General features: G+C 63.3%; 18 protein-coding genes. 12 read left to right on the top strand and 6 right to left on the bottom strand.

All coding sequences use genetic code 11. The features are described 5' to 3' along the window. Nucleotide 1: 1 nt before the first annotated feature. Genes M0639_RS31165 through M0639_RS31150 form a run of 4 tightly spaced genes read right to left on the bottom strand, consistent with a single transcriptional unit; the run spans nucleotide 2 to nucleotide 5930 of the window. Nucleotides 2–2137 carry a hypothetical protein gene (locus tag M0639_RS31165; RefSeq protein WP_231915148.1) on the bottom strand — a complete coding sequence of 712 codons (2136 nt, stop codon included), beginning with the start codon at nucleotides 2135–2137 and terminating at the stop codon, nucleotides 2–4. Next, nucleotides 2134–5166: an ATP-binding protein gene (locus tag M0639_RS31160; RefSeq protein ID WP_064075228.1), complete on the bottom strand. Its 3033-nt coding sequence runs from the start codon at nucleotides 5164–5166 to the stop codon at nucleotides 2134–2136. The genes M0639_RS31165 and M0639_RS31160 overlap by 4 nt, the downstream gene beginning before the upstream one ends. After that, entirely contained in the window at nucleotides 5166–5570 is a 405-nt protein-coding gene (locus M0639_RS31155; protein WP_054801789.1) for a hypothetical protein, read from the bottom strand. Before M0639_RS31155 ends, M0639_RS31160 begins: the two co-directional genes overlap by 1 nt. A gap of 48 nt (nucleotides 5571–5618) precedes the next feature. Further along, nucleotides 5619–5930, bottom strand: a complete 312-nt coding sequence (locus tag M0639_RS31150; RefSeq protein WP_046380314.1) for a hypothetical protein — start codon at nucleotides 5928–5930, stop codon at nucleotides 5619–5621. A 681-nt stretch (nucleotides 5931–6611) separates the two neighbouring features. On the opposite strand from M0639_RS31150, the gene M0639_RS31145 reads away from it, so the two are divergent. The 9 genes from M0639_RS31145 to M0639_RS31105 all read left to right on the top strand — a co-directional run bounded on the left by M0639_RS31145 (nucleotide 6612) and on the right by M0639_RS31105 (nucleotide 15870). Next, on the top strand, nucleotides 6612–8687 hold the full coding sequence (locus M0639_RS31145; RefSeq protein WP_331712746.1) for an FtsK/SpoIIIE domain-containing protein: 2076 nt from the start codon (nucleotides 6612–6614) through the stop codon (nucleotides 8685–8687). Nucleotides 8688–8786: 99 nt separating this feature from the next. Further along, the gene (locus M0639_RS31140; RefSeq protein ID WP_064075230.1) at nucleotides 8787–9140 is read left to right on the top strand and encodes a hypothetical protein; all 354 of its coding nucleotides are present in this window, start codon (nucleotides 8787–8789) and stop codon (nucleotides 9138–9140) included. Then, nucleotides 9140–9706, top strand: a complete 567-nt coding sequence (locus M0639_RS31135) for a hypothetical protein (RefSeq protein WP_082893277.1) — start codon at nucleotides 9140–9142, stop codon at nucleotides 9704–9706. The genes M0639_RS31140 and M0639_RS31135 overlap by 1 nt, the downstream gene beginning before the upstream one ends. A 122-nt stretch (nucleotides 9707–9828) precedes the next feature. Then, on the top strand, nucleotides 9829–11193 hold the full coding sequence (locus M0639_RS31130; protein ID WP_064075231.1) for a hypothetical protein: 1365 nt from the start codon (nucleotides 9829–9831) through the stop codon (nucleotides 11191–11193). Between the two features lie 78 nt (nucleotides 11194–11271). After that, nucleotides 11272–12504, top strand: coding sequence for a hypothetical protein (locus M0639_RS31125; RefSeq protein WP_064075232.1), 1233 nt, complete (start codon nucleotides 11272–11274; stop codon nucleotides 12502–12504). A 106-nt stretch (nucleotides 12505–12610) separates the two neighbouring features. Beyond that, complete coding sequence (locus tag M0639_RS31120; protein WP_064075233.1) at nucleotides 12611–13273, top strand: DUF8176 domain-containing protein; 663 nt, start codon at nucleotides 12611–12613, stop codon at nucleotides 13271–13273. 38 nt (nucleotides 13274–13311) lie between these two features. Next, the gene (locus tag M0639_RS31115) at nucleotides 13312–14109 is read left to right on the top strand and encodes an N-formylglutamate amidohydrolase (protein WP_064075248.1); all 798 of its coding nucleotides are present in this window, start codon (nucleotides 13312–13314) and stop codon (nucleotides 14107–14109) included. Continuing rightward, nucleotides 14110–15234 carry a hypothetical protein gene (locus M0639_RS31110; RefSeq protein WP_231915238.1) on the top strand — a complete coding sequence of 375 codons (1125 nt, stop codon included), beginning with the start codon at nucleotides 14110–14112 and terminating at the stop codon, nucleotides 15232–15234. A 132-nt stretch (nucleotides 15235–15366) separates the two neighbouring features. Further along, entirely contained in the window at nucleotides 15367–15870 is a 504-nt protein-coding gene (locus tag M0639_RS31105; RefSeq protein WP_152688101.1) for a hypothetical protein, read from the top strand. A 311-nt stretch (nucleotides 15871–16181) separates the two neighbouring features. On the opposite strand, the gene M0639_RS31100 is transcribed toward M0639_RS31105, so the two are convergent. Continuing rightward, on the bottom strand, nucleotides 16182–16325 hold the full coding sequence (locus M0639_RS31100; RefSeq protein WP_156525077.1) for a hypothetical protein: 144 nt from the start codon (nucleotides 16323–16325) through the stop codon (nucleotides 16182–16184). A 558-nt stretch (nucleotides 16326–16883) separates the two neighbouring features. On the opposite strand from M0639_RS31100, the gene M0639_RS31095 reads away from it, so the two are divergent. From M0639_RS31095 to M0639_RS31085, 3 genes are all read left to right on the top strand, one after another. Continuing rightward, a complete protein-coding gene (locus tag M0639_RS31095) occupies nucleotides 16884–17030 on the top strand; it encodes a hypothetical protein (protein WP_156525078.1) in 147 nt (48 codons plus the stop codon). A gap of 66 nt (nucleotides 17031–17096) precedes the next feature. Further along, entirely contained in the window at nucleotides 17097–17858 is a 762-nt protein-coding gene (locus M0639_RS31090) for a hypothetical protein (RefSeq protein ID WP_231915239.1), read from the top strand. 97 nt (nucleotides 17859–17955) lie between these two features. Beyond that, nucleotides 17956–18315 (top strand): histone-like nucleoid-structuring protein Lsr2, encoded by a 360-nt coding sequence (locus M0639_RS31085; protein ID WP_064075235.1) that lies wholly within the window; start codon nucleotides 17956–17958, stop codon nucleotides 18313–18315. Nucleotides 18316–18403: 88 nt separating this feature from the next. On the opposite strand, the gene M0639_RS31080 is transcribed toward M0639_RS31085, so the two are convergent. Beyond that, the gene (locus M0639_RS31080) at nucleotides 18404–18652 is read right to left on the bottom strand and encodes a hypothetical protein (protein WP_054801566.1); all 249 of its coding nucleotides are present in this window, start codon (nucleotides 18650–18652) and stop codon (nucleotides 18404–18406) included. Nucleotides 18653–18756 lie beyond the last annotated feature (104 nt).

The raw sequence follows: 18756 nt of genomic DNA, 5'->3' as shown, positions 1-18756 counted from the left end.
TTTAGTTCGACCTCTCCCGATCGACGGCAGGCCGCGCCGGCGGAGTCCACACTGATGAGGTGGGTGGGCGCGCACTTCTTCGAGATGAATCGCTGGAGCCGGACATGCCTCCGGTAGTCGCGGCTTCGGGGGCTCTGTGTTCGCTCGACATGGGGGTGGGTGTGAATACCTTCATCGGCGCGATGACCGAGCTGGTTCCGCCGTTCCATTCCTCGTCGACCGACGGACGTTGTGGAGCCGGCCTGAGTCCTCGGCTGCGCTCTTCATGGAGGTCGGCCTCGGTACGGGAATGTCCGTCGTGGCCGCGACGGCGCGGCCAATCAGTGCCGTCATCTGCGGTGTTGTCGGAATCGGTACCGATTCCAACAGAGGAGATCCCAGCTTTGGGTCGCAGTGCTGCCGCACCTGATGCGGCAGCGAGCCCGGCGATACGTGCATCGCGCTCGCTTTCGCGTCCGAGGGAGGTGCCCGGTATTCGGTCGGAGGCGGTACGGGCGGCAGCGCGGGCATTGTCGGAGTCTTGCTGACGTCGGGCGATGAGTCCGCGGCCTTCGGGGCGCACCAGGGTGGTCTCGTCGTCGCCGTCGTTGTTGTCGCTGCTGCGGTGGAACGCTCCGACTGTCTTTTTCGCCATCGTCGTGGCAGGTCCACCGACGGCAAACGATGCGGCATCGAACGCTTTGTGTTTGATCGACGATTTCGCGCGGACAGCTTTGCGGTTGAGTGCACCGGCGGAGTTTTGTCGGAAGGTGCTCGAGATCCGTTTGAACGGGCGCATGATGAACCAGCAGATCAACGACAGAATCACCATGAACCACAGGCGCCACGAACCGTCGACCGAGCCGTTGTCGACGTAGTAGAGCTTGACGAGGGCAACGAGATACAGCGCCACGATCGTCGCTCCTGCGACACCCCAGAGGTAGGCGGTGCCGATCATCCGCATGACACGTTCGAGGAATCCTCCGGAGAGTACGACGAACGGAACCCACATCGGAGCGAACAGGATCGCGAATCGGATAGAAAGCAGCGCAACAATTTTCAGGATTGAGGCGCCGGACCACAGAAGTGATGGCAAACCGACCTTCATCATGGCCAGGAACCCGGTCGAGGTTCGGCCACTGTCCTTTCCTTGAAACTGGGTGTATGAAAGGTTCTGTGCGGAAAGGGGTTTGATGATCTCGTCCTGGAACCGCGCTGCTTTCGAATCGGCGAGTTCGTTCGCGGCCTCGGTGTCTCCCTTGACCCGTTCTTGCTCGTCGTAGGTGAAGGCGAGTGTGTCGCGGAGTTTGGGTTGGAGTTGCTGATCCGGCGGTACGCCGGATTCGTCGAAGTTCGGCCCGAACCAGCCTTTGGAGATGTCCGGCAGGAGAATTTTGTCCATGAGGATGTTGCGCGGATCGGTTTCCAGACCCGCCGCCTCGAACACTTCACCTTGGGTGCCGGTGATCAACTGCCCAAACGTTTCGTCCGCGACACTCATCGCCTTCTGTGGCGCTCCGACCATCAGCGCTCCCAATGTCACACCGGCGGCGGCGAGCATCACCGTCTTGGTGACAGCAGCCGCGTTGGACTTGAGCGCGTTCCACAAGATGACTGTTGCCCCGCACATCAATGCCAGGCCGATCCATTTTCCGTAGACACCGGATGTGCCAGTGGCGATGGAGGCGACGATCGTGTCGAACTGATCGAGCGCGGGAGTGATTCCGGATTGGGCTGCTTCGGTCCCGGACTTCGTTTGATCGTCGAGCCAGAACGCGATCGCGGCCAACGACTGCCCGACCATCAGAAACGCGTTGCCGGTGCTCGTGTCCGCGACAGCGCCGGGTGCGCGGACCAAGTCTTCACCGCATCCGAGGTCGTAGGTGTACCAACGTAATCCGGCCCACCCGTAGGTCTGGTAACCGGTGGGGTTGCCGTTGTGGGGTGGCTCGGTGGCGCTGTGGGAGTCGAAGACCGTGGGAAAGACTGCGTTCGGGAACTGCGGCGAGGGAGCTTCTTTGCAGTCGAAACCGCCCGCGTGCGCCATGCCCAACTGTGGGCCTACCAGTGAGATCACCACGATCGTGAATACTGCGAACAACCGGATGAGCTTTGCGGGCACGCCCAATGTCGGGACGTTCGGCGCAGCGTCGTTCACGGCGCACCACCGGACTTGATGGTTGCGCCTGCTCGTGGACGGGAGTCGAGGGCTTGAAAGACGTGCGCGAGGTGGGTGAAATTGGTCCAATCGCAGCGGACGATCTCGATGTCGTCGGCCATCTTCATCATGAACCGCCTAGCTTGGTCGACGTGCGAGGTGTCCGTGTCCGGGTCCAACGTGTCTTCGCCGCCGCCCCCGAGGTCGGCCAATGTCGCCTCGTATCCCTGCCCGGCCGGCAGGTTCAGCAACTTCAATGCGCCCTCGATAGCGTGTTCGTTCCCGCCGAGGTCTCCGATGATGACTTCGTATGTCAGCGCAGACTTGTCGTCGGTGCCGTCGACGCCGAGGTAGTCGTCGGGTAGCTGCGAGCACACCAGGGCACGCACGTTGAATTTGCGGCTGTCACGTGCGATCCGGAGATTCAGAGTGCGCCCCGCGCCGGTTTGTTCGAGGTACTTGTTTTCGTCGAGGAACAGGATTTTGCGGGCCTGTCGCGGCTTGTCGTAGATGAGCCGGTTGGCTTGCCACGCAGCCATATGCATCAGCGGCGCGGCCATCCGTTGTTGCGGTGTCCACTGCGAGGATGGGACTCCCTCTGGAGGGAGCTGCAAGCCGGGCATCGTCAGGATGGTCAGGCGCTCGTCGAAGGTAGTGTCGGCGTCGAAGCCGCCGAGTGTGCCGGGCTTGGGGAACAGCACCCGAGCTTCAGCGAGTTGGGACATCATGTGCAGTTTCTGATGAATGCTGCGGGCAGTCGTCTTGACCTCTGTGTCCTGTTCGTTTTCCGCCATTGCGGCGAGTTGATCGAGAACCTGACCGAGGTGATGTTCGGCGTCGCCGCCGACGTTGTGTGCTGCCGTGTGGAGGACACTTTCCGTCCATCGCTGCTCGACGTCCTTGTCGGTGAGCATCATTTTCAGCACCGACACAGCGCATTCCATGCGTTCTGCGGCAGCTGCACGCAGGTCCGCTTGGTACTGATCTTCCGCTGCTGCGGCCGGATCGGGATCGAGTGCGTAGTGCGAATGTGTGGGGGAGTATTCGGGGTCGTCGGGGTCCGGGTCGGCGATCACGCGGTACGGGTTGAGTGCGCCCGGACGTGAGCGCCCGGTCAATGCGTAGACCCTCGTGAACGGTGCCAGTTCCGGCAGTGTGGCAAGCCGGGCGAGCGGACCGGAGGGGTCGAGGATCACTCCGTAGGCGCCGGCGCGGACAGCTTGGTAGACCGTCATTCCGGCCAGGAACGTCTTGCCCGAACCGGGGACGGCGACGATCGGGGTGAGGCCGGATTTGTCTTTGTTCTCCGGGCCGGCGAAGCAGTTCCACACAGCTGGCCTCGGTGCGATCGACGCAGTCTGTCCGACGATCAGTCCTGTCCGGTCACCGATACGGTCTCCGACCGCCGCCATGCCGGCGGAGGCGTCGTAGACGCTCATGCGGCGCGCGTGTGCGATGTTCGCTTGCCGCTGGCCGGGAATGAACTCGCGGAGTAGTTGGTACTGCCCGTGTTCGTGCTCGAGGATGATGTGCGGGGAGTACATCTCCTGCAGGGTCGAGACCTTGCGGCGTACCTCGTCGGCGTTTGCTCCCACGACCGCCATCCGCCACCACCCCTTGACCCGGGTCGAGAGCCCCGAATGATCGTGTTCGAGATGCGTTTTGATCTTCTGCGCCGCCGCATGTTGTTCCTGCAATTCCGTCGGCGGGCTTTCGTCGTGTTCGACCGTGTAGTGCTTGAACTGGTTGGTGATCTTGTCGGTCACGAAGCGCATCGCGCGGGCGGTCGCGGTCTTCTCTTCGAGCGTGATGCGTTCGGACCATTCGAGAGGCTCGCCGGATCCGTCGCCGATCACCTGCCACGGCAACATTTGCTCCGGGATCGGCATTGGCGCCATCCGGCCGATCGTCAAGACGATCACGGCAGCGCTGTATCGGCGCCCGTCGACGAGACCGGAGACGGTGGTGAAGCCGTCGCCCGGGGTGAGCGAGAGATCGGCGAGGTCTTCGAGGGATGCGATGTCGGTGTCGGTCCAATCGCCGCCGCCTGAGATCACGCCGTCGATGTCGAGCGGGAGACCGATCGCCGCGGAGCGCCGCAACAGGTAGTCCATCTGCCCTGCGGTGGCCGGGCGTGCATCGGCTCCGCGGGCGGCCATGATCCGGGCCAGGGTCGCCAGATGCTCATCGAGCATGGTTGTTTCGCGGTCGAACGACTCGTCCGCCCACCGCGTTACGGCTGCGCCGATCTTGCCGAATCCGGACAGCCACAGGGCGAGGTAGTCGAGGCCCCTGCTCGACATCGAGCGCGGGGGTAATTCGATGCCCCAGTATCGGCCCTTGATCGTCGGTTCGGACCAGAGCATGCCGTGCTGCTGACCGCGCAGGTAGTCGTTCCACGAGAGCGCGCCGTCGACGTCGGGTAGGGGTGTGGCCCACTCGTGATGCGAGCGTGCCCATGCTCGGACCGGCCACGGCGCGCGGGTGAGCCGACGGTGCAGGTGTTCGACGCCCGCCTCGCGCAGGTTGGCCAGGATCAGCGCTTCGTCGCGTATGTAGCGTCGCTGCTTGGGTGTCGGGCGCATGTTCCACGGCCCGGGTGGCTGCACGAACCATGCGGTCGCAGTCCTCGGTGTGCGGGTGATGTGTCCTGCTGTGCCGCACAGTTCCAACTTCACGCTCTTGCGGTCTTTCGCGACGGTGCGGGCAGCACGTTCCTGGTCCTTGACGGTCTCGGACTTTTTCGTGCGGGCGGACTTACCGCTCCTGCCGCGCCCACGTCGTCGAACGCGACCTTTGTCGGGGATCTCGTCGGCGGTTGTGATGCTCGCGGCGTCGTCTGTCTCGACCGGTTCGGGCCCGGCCCACACATCGGGGGTGTGCGGCGGGTCAGGCTCATGACGATCCGGTGGCGCGGCGGTGCGCCCCGCCGCCCAGGACGGAGGCAGAGCGCCGGGCGGAACGACGGGAATGTGGCCGGTGCTGCGTGGGTCGAACAGAGACGCGACGTCGTTCTCGTGCGTGGTCATCAGATGTTCGCCTCACCGGTGGTAGCGCAATGGTTGTGGCCGCCAACGCCACGGCGAGTCCGATCCGGTGGTGGAAGGGTGATGTAGATGCTTTCGCCGGCCTTGGGTGGGCGCGGAGAGGTGAGGTCGTTATAGGCGGCTGTGATCACCGAGCGCAACGGCCGGTCCGCGCTGATGTACTTGGTGATCCGGCTCGACACCGCCACCGTCGAGACGACAAGAATCAGAAACGTGCCGTAGCTCAAGGAGAGGTGGAGGACGGATCGGGCGATGATGAACAGTACGAAGAACGTGCTCAGGCCCACGCCCACCGCCGAGTAGCGGATCGGCACAGGAAGTGTCTTGCCGGTCGGGCCCAGGTAGTGGTTGTCGACGCGGTAGATCAGGTCGTCGGTTTCGATCACGGGTGCTCCTCGGCGGTGAACTCTGATGCGGTTGGCGGTCAAGGATTTTCAGATGCCGAGCAACCCCAACGCCCACTGACCGAGGGCGTCTTGAGCGGATTGATTGGCTGCCAGCGCAACGAACAGCAGTCCGACCACCGAGAGTCCGCCGATCGTGACGACCTTCGAGACATTGCCCTTGAGTGCACCGAGGAGAAGCGCGCAGGCGATGATCGCGATGATGGTGACCGCACCGTTCGATCTGATCCAGCCGGTCAACCCCTCGGTGCTCGGCTCGGCGAGATAGGTGACCGTGGATTGGTGGACGGGCCGATAGGCGCTCTGTGCGATTGTGCTGACGGCGTGTGCGAGGGCAATCATCTTCGTCTCCAACGTGTGTGATTCTGCGGCGTCCCGCATGGGCGGGATGAGTGCAGACGGTAGGTAGCGCGGGCCCGGTTTCCAAAGTGACTGTGGATAACTCGCGCCACCGACCAAAATGGCGGTCGCCGAACATCGGATACGGCGGCGGCAGCGGAGCGATCGAACAGGTGCGGTGAGCGAGTTGTGTCTGTGGGTCGGCGAATTCACCTCGAACGAGCTGATCGAATGCTGCCGTGCGGGCGCGCCGAGCGTGTCGAGGGATCGCGGTACGAACAGCGCTCACAATGGCGGGCTGGGTGTACGCGGGACGGGGCGGGTGGGGCAGGCGTCCGAACGAGCGCCCCTGGCGGGGGTCACTCCCCCCTCCGTTCCTCCGGGGGGAGTGTACTTGCTGAAATTGCGTCGCGCACAGTCAGTTTCGAGGGTGCTCGAGTATTGCCAGATCAGACGCTACGGCGAGCGATCTCGCACTCACTGACCTGGCCGCTTCTGCGAGCGGTACGGCTTGGCTCGTTGACCGTTCGGAAGAGTGCTCTCCGAACGCCTTTGAGAGCGCTCCGACATGCGCTTCGAAAAATAGTTATCCACAGTCACATTGCATGGAATTTTCGCCCCTCGTAGCGTCTGCCCTGACACCCCGCGAACGTCGCGGTAGCGGTGAACAGAAGGGGGAGAATGATGGCGGAACCAGATCCGATCCGCGACTTCATCGCTGACCTGTTCGTCGACGTGTTCGCTGGCGACAAGAAACGTCCGACCGTCGACGGCATCGACGACCTGACAGCGCGCCGCTTCCGCCCCGTCTCCCCGTTCTTCGCCGCCCTGGCCGCACTGGCCTACATCGCACCGGATCTCGCTACACAACTCCCAGTCGAGAGCTTCGCGAAGATCGTTGCCGTACTCGATCGCGTGCACAGCGCCGCAGGCCCGCTGATCGCGATCACCATCGCCGCGGCCGTGCTCGACACCGGCCGGTTCCACTCACACCGCCACCGCGTCACCGTGGCCGCCCAACTGCGCCAAACCACCGGGCACAGCGCACTCGCGGTGCGCGTGCCGATGCTCTCGCGGCGCTCAGCGATCAAGTCCGCACGCATCAAGCTCCCGGTCGGCGCGGTCATCCGCCCGAAGCAGATGGAAGAGTTCACAGCGGCAGTGGCGAATAGTGTTCGCGGTTCGAAGTGGACGATGAACATCTCGCACGAAGCACACAAGAATCGGCTGATGATCGCGAGAGCGTTGACCGTGGCAGATCAGCGCAGCGTCCGACACAAGGCACTCGCCGGTTCACTCGAAGGCGCCTCGATCCTCAAAGACGCGAAGGTGAGCGTGCATTCGTACGGCGACGACGGAGTCGAGACCGGATACCGCATCGGGTTCACTCCCAACCTCAACAGCGGATCGGGGGCGTTTCAGTACCGCGTCAACGAAGCCCTGATCGCCATCGCCGGCGAACACGAATCCGGACAGAACTGGGACGTGCAATGGTCACCCGACGCGGGAGAATTGCTGCTGACCCTCAAAGCGCCTCTACCCACACGGGTATCGCACCCCGCACCCAGCGAGCTGACGTCGATCGCCAACCGCTATCTGCCGTACGCAACCGGGGCGGCCGGCACGGTGGCCTACTGGGACGTCTCGACCAAATCGAACAAGCCGCACTGCCTGATCGTCGGCCCGACCGGAGGCGGCAAAACCTCCGCCATCCGCACGATCTTGACCGAAGCATCCTTACGCGGAATCCCGTTCATCGGCGTCGACCCGAAAATGATCGAACTCGACGGCCTCGAGGGCTACCCCGGCTGCGGCGCGATCGTCTACGACCCAATCCGGGCAGCGATCTTCATCCGCGCGTTGCACGCGGAAATGATGGCGCGCAACCAGTACGTCCACGTGAAGAAAATCGAACCGTCCCAACTTCCGCTGTTGATCGCGGTCCTCGACGAGTTCTTCATCCTCTCCGCTGCGTGGACACGCCTGAAAAAAGATCCCGACGAGGAAACTCGTACCCTGATCGCCACGTTGGACCCCCTCGGAGCGTGGGCGGAACTGTCCGTGCTCGCTCGATCTTCCGGAATCCGTCTCCTCCTGGGGGTGCAGCGTCCGGACGCGTCGTTGTTCGGTGGGGCCTCGGGAAACGCGCGCGACAACTTCGGCACTCGCCTCTCGCTGGCGAACCTCTCCCAGGACGGTGCACAGATGGTGTGGGGTGACGCGCACCAAGGCCGCAGCATCGACACCTCGATCCCCGGCCGCGCCATGGCCACCGGCCCTGACGGAACACCGATGGAAGCGCAGGTGTGGTGGACACCGAATGTCGACCGCCACCCGAACAAGTGGAACCAACTCTCGGCCGCGGATATCGCGATCATCGACGCACTGCAACCCAGTAGAGCACCGGAATTCATGTGCTACTCACGAGAACTGCGCGAATTCCTCGAAACGGAAAGCGCGCTGGCGACGAAGAAACGCGAGCACGGAAGCGTGGCAGAACCCGTCCTCCTCGGCGATGTCCCGGTCGCCGATATCGCCGATGCGATACCCGCCCACGCACTCAAGCCGGGGACCACGATCTTGCTCACGGACGAGCACGGTGGCTCGGACATCGTCACCGTTGCCTCCGTCGACGCCAAACCCACCGGAACCACCATCACCATCGACACCGGTGGCCGTACCCGGGCCAAGGTGACTTTCGATCCGGGCGAAATCGTGCTTCTCGCGGGCGCCGATCATGACGCCGACTTCGCTGTGTAACCCGGCACAGCCAACTAGCCGAATTCGCGCCCAACCCCCCGCATCGACGCCGCGAACTGACCACAAACACCGATCTGTCCCACCGAGAGGAAACCAAACATGGCCAGCCGCCGAATCTCCCAGTCCATCAGCCCCACATCCACCGATGTCGAGGCACTCCGTGGACCGTTCGTGGCCAAAGGGGCCAACGATCCCGTCATCCTCGAACTGCGTACCGCCCTGAAAGAGGGAACGCCGGAGTGGCTGCCCAAGCTCGACGAGAAGGTAGAACTTACGGTCGAGCGCCTGGCCCAGATCAAGGAATCGGCAGGTTTTCGGCGCGCGATCATCGAAGCGTTACCCGCAGGAGCAGCCCGCGACAACGCCCTCACGCAGCTGGTTCGGACCGAGGAAACAATCGACGAAATGTTGAGCGAACTGGGCGCCGTCGGCGCGTTCGGAGCGGGTTCCTGATGAACACCAGCCTCACGCCGCACACGGAGATCACCGGAGCGTCATGGCCTCGTCAACGCCGCAGCATCCCCGCGGCCGGCGTCGTGCTGATCGGTGCAACACTGATGCTCAGCGGATGTGGCGGCGACGGAGGTCGAGACGCGAAAAGCGTTTCCGCCACCAACACCGGGCAGATCGTCAGCCAGTCCAGGAACGACTACGACAGCATCATCATCGGCTGGGGCGAGAAGCACTCGCCCGCCGAAATCACCACGCCCTCGCCCGACGACGTCACCGCACGGTGCTTCGGGAACGGCGATGACCTCTCCGCCGTGATCACCGCTCCCTACGGATGGAAGATTTCCGTCTCCCACCCCTCCGAAGTCCTGAGCGTTGAGAACACCGAACAAGACCTCACCGCGGAGCTGGACACCTCGAACCAGTACTACCCGGATCTGCGGGAAATCGACTGGTCCACCCCTGACCATGTCGACATCGCCGCCGCACCCCGAGTGCCCGACGACTGGTATTCGCCCTACGGCGCGAACCAGCAGATGTACGTCTCCCTCCACGTCGACTGCACCTGACCGAACTCACGTCCAAACCCCCTGTATCGCATCCGAAACGAAAGGACCATCATGAGGACCGACCAGATCGTCGCCACAACGGACAACGACCGGTCCGCCGCCGCATCAACTGGGGTGAACACGTGACGGCGGGGCTGTCTGTTGAGGTCACCTCGGAGACGACCGCACGCGTGAGCGGTGGATCAGGAACTGCGGACATAGAACTGGCAGCCGAGGACGAAAATGCACTCTTTCACGCGATCGAAGAATTCGCCAAGACGGAAGCTGCCGATTCCGGCGAGTCCGTCGAGGTATCGGTGAGCGGGTTCGGCGCCACCACACGGTTGACCGTCACCCCCGAAGGGCACGTCGCGGTCTCCGGGCCACCACCCGCCCCGGTAGCCGTACCCGTACCCGCGCCCACAGTCGACGAACCGGTGAGCGTGCGCGCCGCCGCCGTGAACCCGCAACGCCCGCCAGTCCCGACGCAGGATCAGCGCCGCGAGCCCCCACACCTCCACCACGCCGACACCGGGCAGCGCCCGACGACATCGGTACTGGCAGCCCCACAGATCAACTCAGGGTCAAACGAGCCCGCCCGCATAGGAATCCGCGGCCGACTCAATGCCGTCCTCAACTTACAAATGGCGCCGAAAGCTGGGTCCGCCGAATTGCGTCACCGCGCCGCCGTCGCCGCGATCACCGGCCCGATCCCGGACTTCTCGGTAATAACTCTCGCCAATCCCAAGGGCGGCGTCGGTAAAACCCCGCTTGCTGCGGGACTAGCGGCCGTCATCGCAGAGCACCGAGGAGCGGGAACGCTCGTCTGCGCCGATCTCGCCGAGATCGGTGGCAGCCTCGCCGACCGCGTCGCCGTGCCGCCCCACCAAGAACAGGACGTCTCCGCACTTCTCACCGCCGCCGCAACCGCAGGGGGCAGTATCCGTCCATCGACACTCTCGCGGTACCTCGTCCGCCAGCCCAGCGGAGAGGACATCATCGCCGGAACCCAGACAAACACCGCCGCCGCACTGGGATACGACGACGGCACGAGCCTGGCGAATGTTCTGGCCCAGCACCGCGAGATCCTCATCGCCGACACCGGCAACAGCAGCCTCGCCGGAAGTTGGCAATGGGCCGCCGCGGCCGCGAACGTACTTGTTGTTCCTGTTCCGCTACGCCGCGACGCTGCCGCAGCAGCGCACCGCATGCTCCTCGACATCATCGCCACTGCTGGCCCGCACGTACTCGCCTACACCGTCGTCGTCATCACGGACGGGCCTGGGGATGCGCCGATGGTCGAAACCGAAGCTGTCGACGCGTTCATCGAACTCGGTGTGCGCGCGGTTCTGCGGATGCCGTTCGAGCCGCTGTTCGCCTCCGGCGAGCGGATCGCCGCGAACCAGCTGCGCCGCAACACCACTGACGCTTTGACCGTTCTCGCGGCCACGGTCATCGGCCTGATCGCGGCCACGGTCATCGGCCTGATCGCGGGCGCGCCGGACTGAACAACTCCGCGCAGCGAAGCTCTGTTTCGCGCACTACGTTCACACAACTCGAATCCCGCTCTCACGAAAGGCTTCACCATGAATGTCGACATCACCGCAGGCAACCGAGCAACGCGCCGCGCACAGCAGGGAGGCCGCCGTCGCGGACAGACAGCAGGCCGTCACGCCGCCGTCGCCGTGCTTGCAGCGGCGGCAGTGGCCGCAGGTATTGCCCTCGCACCGCCAGCGATCGCAGCCCCCGGCCAAGCAGGGATCACCGACGGCGGGGGACAGGCCGGCATCAGTGCCGGTGGCGGCGGCCAGTCCGGTGTGACCACCGAACCCGCCCCACCCCCTGCTGCGAGTGCGCCGGTTCAAACCGAGCCGATTTACTGGGTCGCCCCGCCCCCGCAGTACCAGAACATCACCTATCAGCCGCTACAAAACTGGGACTACGACGCCAATACCTACACAGCACCGAACAACACCGATGACGCCACATCGATCGACTACAGCCAGCTCCACCTCCCCGGCCCGGTCGAGATTATTGCGCCGATCATCGCTCCGCGTGACACCCTCCGCTTCGGTACATTCCACATGGCGCAGCCGAACTGGGTTTCCGACGCCGACCTCGAGCGGACCAACAACACCACTGCCGTTGTCGAGTCGATGGTTGCGACGGGTTGGCATTCACTCGGTGTTCCCGTGGACAAGGCAAGCCGTGAGTCCGCGGCGCAGGTCGCCGGCGCCGCCGGTGGCGCATTGACCGGCGGATTAGCGCTTGCAGCGCCGTTCGCGATGGGTGGCGCGTTGATCGGCGGCACCATCGGCGGCAATATCGGAATGGGCCTGGGTAACGTCTTCGTCCCCGGCATCGGCTGGGTGGCAGGAGGATTGGCCGGCACCGGCGCAGGCGCGGGTATCGGCGCACTGGCATTAGGCGCTCCAGCGTTCATCGCGGGTGCGCTCGGCGGGGGAGCAGCTGGCTTTGTCGCCGCAACGGCCTACGGGGCCGGCGAACTCGGAGAACCCGTCGACATCGAGATCCCCGACGTCGACCGGCCCGCAGTGACCACCCAGACCCAGCAGATCCTCACCGAGTGGGAGAACTCCGGACCTGTCGGCGGCGCCGTCGCCGCCACTGTTCGAGACACCGTTGCCGCCGCTCCTGCGATCGATGCGCAGGTCCGAGGTTTCGTCGCCGCACAACCCGGAGGTGAGCAGATCATCGAGCAAGTCGATTCCGCACTGACGGACTTCTTCACCACTGCCACTCCTGGCCTGGCTTCCTCGCTGATCAGCGACGCAGTCGGAGCAGGCATTCCGGCGTAAGCCCGTTCGATCAGAGACATTCGGGGCGGGTGGCAACTTGCCGCCCGCCCCGAACCTTTCCTCCACTACCGCAGAACCAGGCTCGACCACTGAAAGGGCAACAGCGATGAAGAACACGAGCCGGCACCCCGCAGTGATCGACCTACTCGCCAGCGAGCCCTTGCCCACACGCACCGGCACGCCCTCAGGTGTCACCTCGCCCCAACCGGACAAAGTGTCGAAACCGCCGCGCCAGAAGCGTTCTCGATCACCTCACCTGCGCTACGTAGCTGCCCTGATCGTGGTGGGCGCGCTGCTCGGGTGGTTCCTCCTGCGCATCCTCTCCGGCCAGGGCGACACCGTGCCGGCGCACCTCGTAGAGGGGTCAGGCGCATCGAATCAACCCGTGGACACCGCTCCGCAGACACTCGTGGCCGAACCCACCTCCGAGGCAGATCCCGGCGCCTGCCGCACGGACCGCGGTGACCAGAAGAGTGGCCCCGGAGTCATCGCAGCATTCGAGTACGCCTACTACATCACCCGCTCCGGAGCAGCGGTCCGCGCACTCACCACCCCCGACACCTCACTGCCGCCGGCAGAGAAAATCCAAGCCGGAATCGACACAGTCCCAACAGGAACAACCCACTGCGTACGGATCACCCCAATCACGACCGATGTCTACTCCGTCGCACTTGCAGAGATGCGCCCCGGAGCCGAGCCTGCACAGTTCCCACAGACCATCACCACCAAAAACATCGACGGCCGGTGGTTCGTCGACGTCATCAGCTAGAAACCCACACCACTTCCGCACACGGACAAGGAGATTTCGTGAACCCCAGAACACTGATAGCAGGCGATTCATCCTCGCCCGTCATCTTGCATGTCCCGCACGCCTCCCGCACAATTCCCGGCGAGGTCCGCTCGTCACTGACCGTGACCGATGCTCAACTCACCGCAGAGCTGGACGAGATCACCGATGCCTACACTGACGTCATCGCGCAGCACGCCGCCCGATCCACCGGTGTCCCACCGTGGATCTTGCGCAACGACCTCTCCCGTTTGGTGATCGATCCTGAACGATTCCCCGACGACCGCGAAGAACTCAATGCCGTCGGGCGCGGTGCGGTCTACACCCGAACCTGCAACGGAGCCGTCCTCCGCAACGAGGATGATGACGCACGAACTGCGCTGCTCGATACCTACTTTCACCCGTACGCTGCCGCGATGTCCGATCTCGTCACCGATCGGATCGCTGCCACAGGCCGTGCCGTGATCATCGATGTCCACTCTTACCCGACCCTGCCGTCGGCGTACGAGCTGCACACCGACGGGCCCCGCCCAACGCTGTGCATCGGCACCGACCCACACCACACCCCACAATGGCTCACCGACGCTGCCCACGCCGCGTTCTACCCCCTGACCGACATCGGCAGAAACACCCCATTCGGTGGTACGTACGTACCACTCGACCACTACCGCACAGATCCCCTCGTGTACTCGGTGATGATCGAACTACGCCGCGACCAATACCTCACCGAGAACGGCGAACTCGTCGACATCGCCGCCGAAAAACTCGGAGCCATGCTCGGTCGCCTCGTCGATGCGGCGGATCGGGGGAGGCGGTAGATGTGCCAGAAATACCCCGGCCCCCGCTGCACCCCACACGTGCGAGCACGCCTCGACAGCGCCCACCGGCGACTCGATTCCGCCCAGGCATCGTTCGACGCGAACCCGGCGATCACCCGCAACCGACAACGATTGGACGCCGCGAAAGCGAACCTCGACGCCAGATCCGCCGAATACGACGCCACCCCCGGCGGACAAACCGAGTTGCGCAACCAACTCGGCACAGAGGACGATCCAGGTAAGCGAGAAAAGCTGCAGCGTCGCCTCCAAGTGAGCAAAGCGCTACGCGAGCAGCAGATTAGAGCAGCATCAGGTTTCATCCACGACGACCCGAAGGACAACAACGATGGCGACGAACGAGATATCGACTCTGACGCAGGAAGAGCGCGAAGCGTTCTGGCGTCGGTGGGGATGGAGTCCGGAGTTGCCGAAAGTCGAGCGCTTGGCGATCGAGAAGGAGTGGCACGACACGGCAATCGAACTGGCGAAGTTCCACGGCTTCTGATCGACGACCGGCACATCACGCCGGTCGCAGTGCATCGACTGCAGGACAAACGCGCCCGGCATCTTCGCAGTCTGGGGGAAAGCACACCGGAGCTGTACGAGCTGCACCCGCGGGATGCTGAGACATACCGACGCCAAATGGAAACACTGCGTGATGGCAACAGGTTCGCAGCTTCCGTCTATGTCTACAGCGACTATGAGTACGCAGGTATGCGGCTACTCGTGACCGACGACGGCAGATCCGGTATAGCGCTCAAAGACGACGAAATCGTCTCCCTCTACGCCCACCGAGACAGCAACCATCCCGGCGCCGCGAACTCGATGCTCGAAACAGCCGTCGCCGCAGGCGGGCGGCGGCTGGACTGCTTCGACACCGTTCTACCTGCCATCTACGCGAAGTCGGGATTCGTCCCCGTCGCACGATTGAAATGGAACGACGACTACGCCCCCGACGGCTGGGACTACAACACATACGCGGCGTTCAATGGTGGTCGCCCTGACGTGGTCTTCATGGCCCATGACCCGGCATCGGCGGGTTCGCGCTACCAGCGCGGATCCGGTCGCTACGTCAACTCGTACGATGACGGAATCGACGCGGTCCGCGCCCGGCTCGGACTATGAGAGATGGGCCGGCAAAGCGCGCGAGTCCGCCCATTGGTCCTGCGAATTGCGATAACGATCTGAAGTGAAAAGTTTGTCTAGTCGACCAGGGTCGAGTACTCAAAAATTGCCGGACCGCTAAGATTGGATGCAATGACCAGCGATGCCGAACAACAAGCAACAGCAGCCGGAAAGTCGCCGACCACAGGGACTTACGTGCACAGTTGCAGTGCCGGCAAACAGTCCACGGAGTTTACGAATAATCTTCCAAAACTGATGGGGGAGACCTACCAGCATTACGGCGCGCGTGGATCTGAACCAGCTCGAGAAGCACGAATTCGAGTCGAAGCCTTCATTGCCAACCACCAAACCTGCGGTGACCTCGTCTTCGAAAAACGCGTCGCCACAGCTCTGATCACTGAAGACTTCCTCGTAGCGCTCCACACGGAAGTTACGGCTCTCTGGGAAACACTCGAATCACACACCGATTCCATCACCGCGACGCCGTCCTGCGTCATCGGCGAGGACAGAAGGTACGTTTTCGCCGTCACACCCATTCGGAGCCGAGGCTTCTTTCGCCGAAACCGCCACCAGGCCAACACTATCAAGTTAGTCGGCGCTAGCGGATTTACACTCATCGCTGCAGGAAGCGCTTGAGGAATGGCGTTATCCCTGTCCGCTGTCCTCGGGTTGATTCCAACCCGCCCTGTGAACGAGGGCGCTAGATAAACCGCCCGGGAACTGTTGAAGGTGCGGCGCCAACCGCATAGCGGTGTTTACATGTATGGTCGAAGTGTAAGCCTTGATGCCGCTGTCGGCGTCTTCCCGGTCTCGTCGGTCCCCTATCTTGTGTGGCCGTCGAGACCGGCCCGGCTTAAACGACAAGCGCAACGTTGCGTCTTCCCTGCTGGTTCCCGGTGAGAGGGCGATGTCTTGCGCCCGGCAGCTGGCCTGCAAGAATTGCGGCTTCAGAACGCGTCCATCACGGCGACACCCCGGTCCATTGCCTGCAATTGCGGGGGTATGTGGTTCTCGGTCGTCAGCGGAAAGCTCACCGGCGCAAGCGTGTGAATGCGGAACGCCGGTGAGCGGAGCGCACCGAAACTGATCACGGTGCACCTTCTCCTTCTGCCACCCTCCGGCCGTAGCGGTCGGTTGGTGGGTCAGCGCGGCAGCCTCACGCCCGCGAAAATGCCGCCCGCACCTTGTATGCCCAAACAGTGAAAACCTGAATCCCAACAGGCGAATGTCGCTGACGAAACCGTTGGGGAATAACTGCTGGGATCTGTCGCCGCGACGCTGTGAACTCTCGGGGCTTTTCACATCTTCGATCAGCCTTGCGGCGAGTGCATGCACGGCTGCGCGCATCCGTGCTTGCGTAGATGCGAGCATGCACGGATGCGTGTGTGGAAGGTGGTAGTCCGCGTGATCGGATCGAAGCCCAAGTCATCGATGCATTCGACGCCGCATCTTGAAAAGCATTGAACAGCATCTTTTTTCACTGACGCCCGACAAATAGCACGTCAAGTCCGGTGGCTCTTGTGGGTGAGAGAAAGGGAAGTTGAGGCGAGTTCGAGGCCACCCTCGGCGGTGAAGACCAGGCGGCCGTCGTCGAGGGCGATCACCTACTGCTGCACCGGCGCCCGGTCCGCCGTAGTTCGGAATTGTCGATGACGGACTCGGCGAAGTCCTCGACCACAACACGGTCCAGTGGTTGGGGATTGCTGGACCTCGATCCGGCGCCGCCGCCGTCGGGAACCGGTTGCACGTATGCGGGCGGGGCGATCGTCATCGATCTGCACTCGTGTGGGCAATGACAACGAGAGAAACGAGAGGAGGGAACACGGTGGACGAACCGATGACGCAGGAACGCCGCGAGAAGTTTGGAGGCAGTACGGCTGGAGTCCGGAACTGCCGGAGGCCAAGCGCAAGGCGATCGAAGCGCGCTTTCCGGACTGGGGGATCGAGGAAGCCGAAGCCTTCGGCTTCTGATAGGCGACCGCCAGATCCAACCGGTCACCGACCACACCCTCTCCGCTGAGGAACGCGCACGTTTCGCTGCGCGCGGATTGTCCGCTCCCACGCTCTACGAACTGGACCCCGCCGACGCGAGTGTCTACCGCGAGCAGATGCTCGAGCTCACTCGAAAAAATCCCTATGCGGCGTCGGTCCACGTCTACGAGGAAACCGAGTACCGGCAGGTGCGATTGTTGGTCACCGACGATGGAAAGGCCGGCGTCGCACTCAAAGACGACGAAATCGTCTCGGCCTTCGGGCACAAGGACTGCGCGCACCCGAAGGCGGTGCAGTCGATGATCCGGCAGGCCACCCGGCTGGGAGGTCATCGTCTGGACTGCTTCGATACCGTCCTGCCGACGCTGTATGCCGATGCCGGGTTCGTCCCGGTTGCGCGCCTGGCGTGGAACGATGATTACGCACCCGACGGTTGGGACTATCAACAGTTCGGCCGATTCAACGGCGGTCGGCCCGACGTGGTGTTCATGGCGTATGTCCCCGATCGCGTCGGAGGCATGTACACGCCCGGGGACGGGGGAGTACGTCGACGACTACGACATCGGTATCGCCCGCGCCCAGGCGTACCAACCCGGCACGTCGAAAACATGAGGGGCGCAAGCACTAAGTAACGACATGCCCGGGGACAACAGGAGTGTCCTGGATTATCAGATACTGCAGATAACATGAACGCCATATTCATTCAGCAATACAACGAAGAGGATTCCTGTGGCCGAAATCATTATTCGCCAACTCATCGACGATCTCGACGGAAAACCCATCGACACCGGATTGGGACACGAAGTCACCTTCTCCTACCAGGGAGCTGATTACCGGATCGATCTACGCCCGGCCAATGCCGACAAGATCGAAGCGGTGTTCGCTCCGTACATCAAGGTCGCTGAGAAGATCTCCTCTACCGGCAAGCCCCGTACGAAAACGCCGACCGCGGCCAAGGCGTCGGGTTCCGGTCGATCCGCCGAGCAACTCAAAGCAATCCGCGACTGGGCCGGCAACAACGGCTTCGAGGTCTCTCCGCGCGGGCGGATCAAAGCCGAGGTCATCGATGCGTTCGACGCCGCACACTGAAAGCTAGTGAACAGCATCTTCTCGCACTGACGCCTACTAGTCGCGCCCCTAATATCCCGTGATCTCCTTTGATGAGATACGGAAGGATTCAGGCGGGCTCGAGACCACCCTCGGCGGCGAAAACCAGACGGCCGTCGTCGAGGGCGATCGCCCACCGCAGCACCGGCGCCCAGTCCCGACCCAGATCAGAGGTGTCGATCACGGTATCGGCGTAGTCGTCGACCACGACCCCGACCTGCGGTTCGGTTACGCCGGTCCGTGATCCGGGTGTCGGGATTACGGTGACCCGAGAACCGACCGCAATCGGGCGGGTGCGTTGAGCGTCAGAATCGGTCATGGAGCTGATTGTGACAGAGCCCGATAACTGCGATGGAATTTAGCTAACCCGCCCTGAGTGTTGCGAACTTGCGCCCGTGCCGACGGCGACTTTGTGCGGCAGGG

The sequence above is a fragment of the Rhodococcus qingshengii JCM 15477 genome, from assembly GCF_023221595.1.
Lineage (GTDB): Bacteria > Actinomycetota > Actinomycetes > Mycobacteriales > Mycobacteriaceae > Rhodococcus_F > Rhodococcus_F qingshengii.
Note: the sequence above shows the minus strand (reverse complement) of the source record. Positions and strands in the feature narration are given on the sequence as shown.

Excerpts from the sequence above, each read along its gene's own strand:
- M0639_RS31160 (WP_064075228.1), bottom strand. The coding sequence starts at position 5,166 with ATGACCACGCACGAGAACGACGTCGCGTCTCTGTTCGACCCACGCAGC.
- M0639_RS31150 (WP_046380314.1), bottom strand. The coding sequence starts at position 5,930 with ATGATTGCCCTCGCACACGCCGTCAGCACAATCGCACAGAGCGCCTAT.
- M0639_RS31145 (WP_331712746.1), top strand. The coding sequence starts at position 6,612 with ATGGCGGAACCAGATCCGATCCGCGACTTCATCGCTGACCTGTTCGTC.
- M0639_RS31140 (WP_064075230.1), top strand. The coding sequence starts at position 8,787 with ATGGCCAGCCGCCGAATCTCCCAGTCCATCAGCCCCACATCCACCGAT.
- M0639_RS31135 (WP_082893277.1), top strand. The coding sequence starts at position 9,140 with ATGAACACCAGCCTCACGCCGCACACGGAGATCACCGGAGCGTCATGG.
- M0639_RS31125 (WP_064075232.1), top strand. The coding sequence starts at position 11,272 with ATGAATGTCGACATCACCGCAGGCAACCGAGCAACGCGCCGCGCACAG.
- M0639_RS31120 (WP_064075233.1), top strand. The coding sequence starts at position 12,611 with ATGAAGAACACGAGCCGGCACCCCGCAGTGATCGACCTACTCGCCAGC.
- M0639_RS31110 (WP_231915238.1), top strand. The coding sequence starts at position 14,110 with ATGTGCCAGAAATACCCCGGCCCCCGCTGCACCCCACACGTGCGAGCA.
- M0639_RS31105 (WP_152688101.1), top strand. The coding sequence starts at position 15,367 with ATGACCAGCGATGCCGAACAACAAGCAACAGCAGCCGGAAAGTCGCCG.
- M0639_RS31095 (WP_156525078.1), top strand. The coding sequence starts at position 16,884 with ATGACGGACTCGGCGAAGTCCTCGACCACAACACGGTCCAGTGGTTGG.
- M0639_RS31080 (WP_054801566.1), bottom strand. The coding sequence starts at position 18,652 with ATGACCGATTCTGACGCTCAACGCACCCGCCCGATTGCGGTCGGTTCT.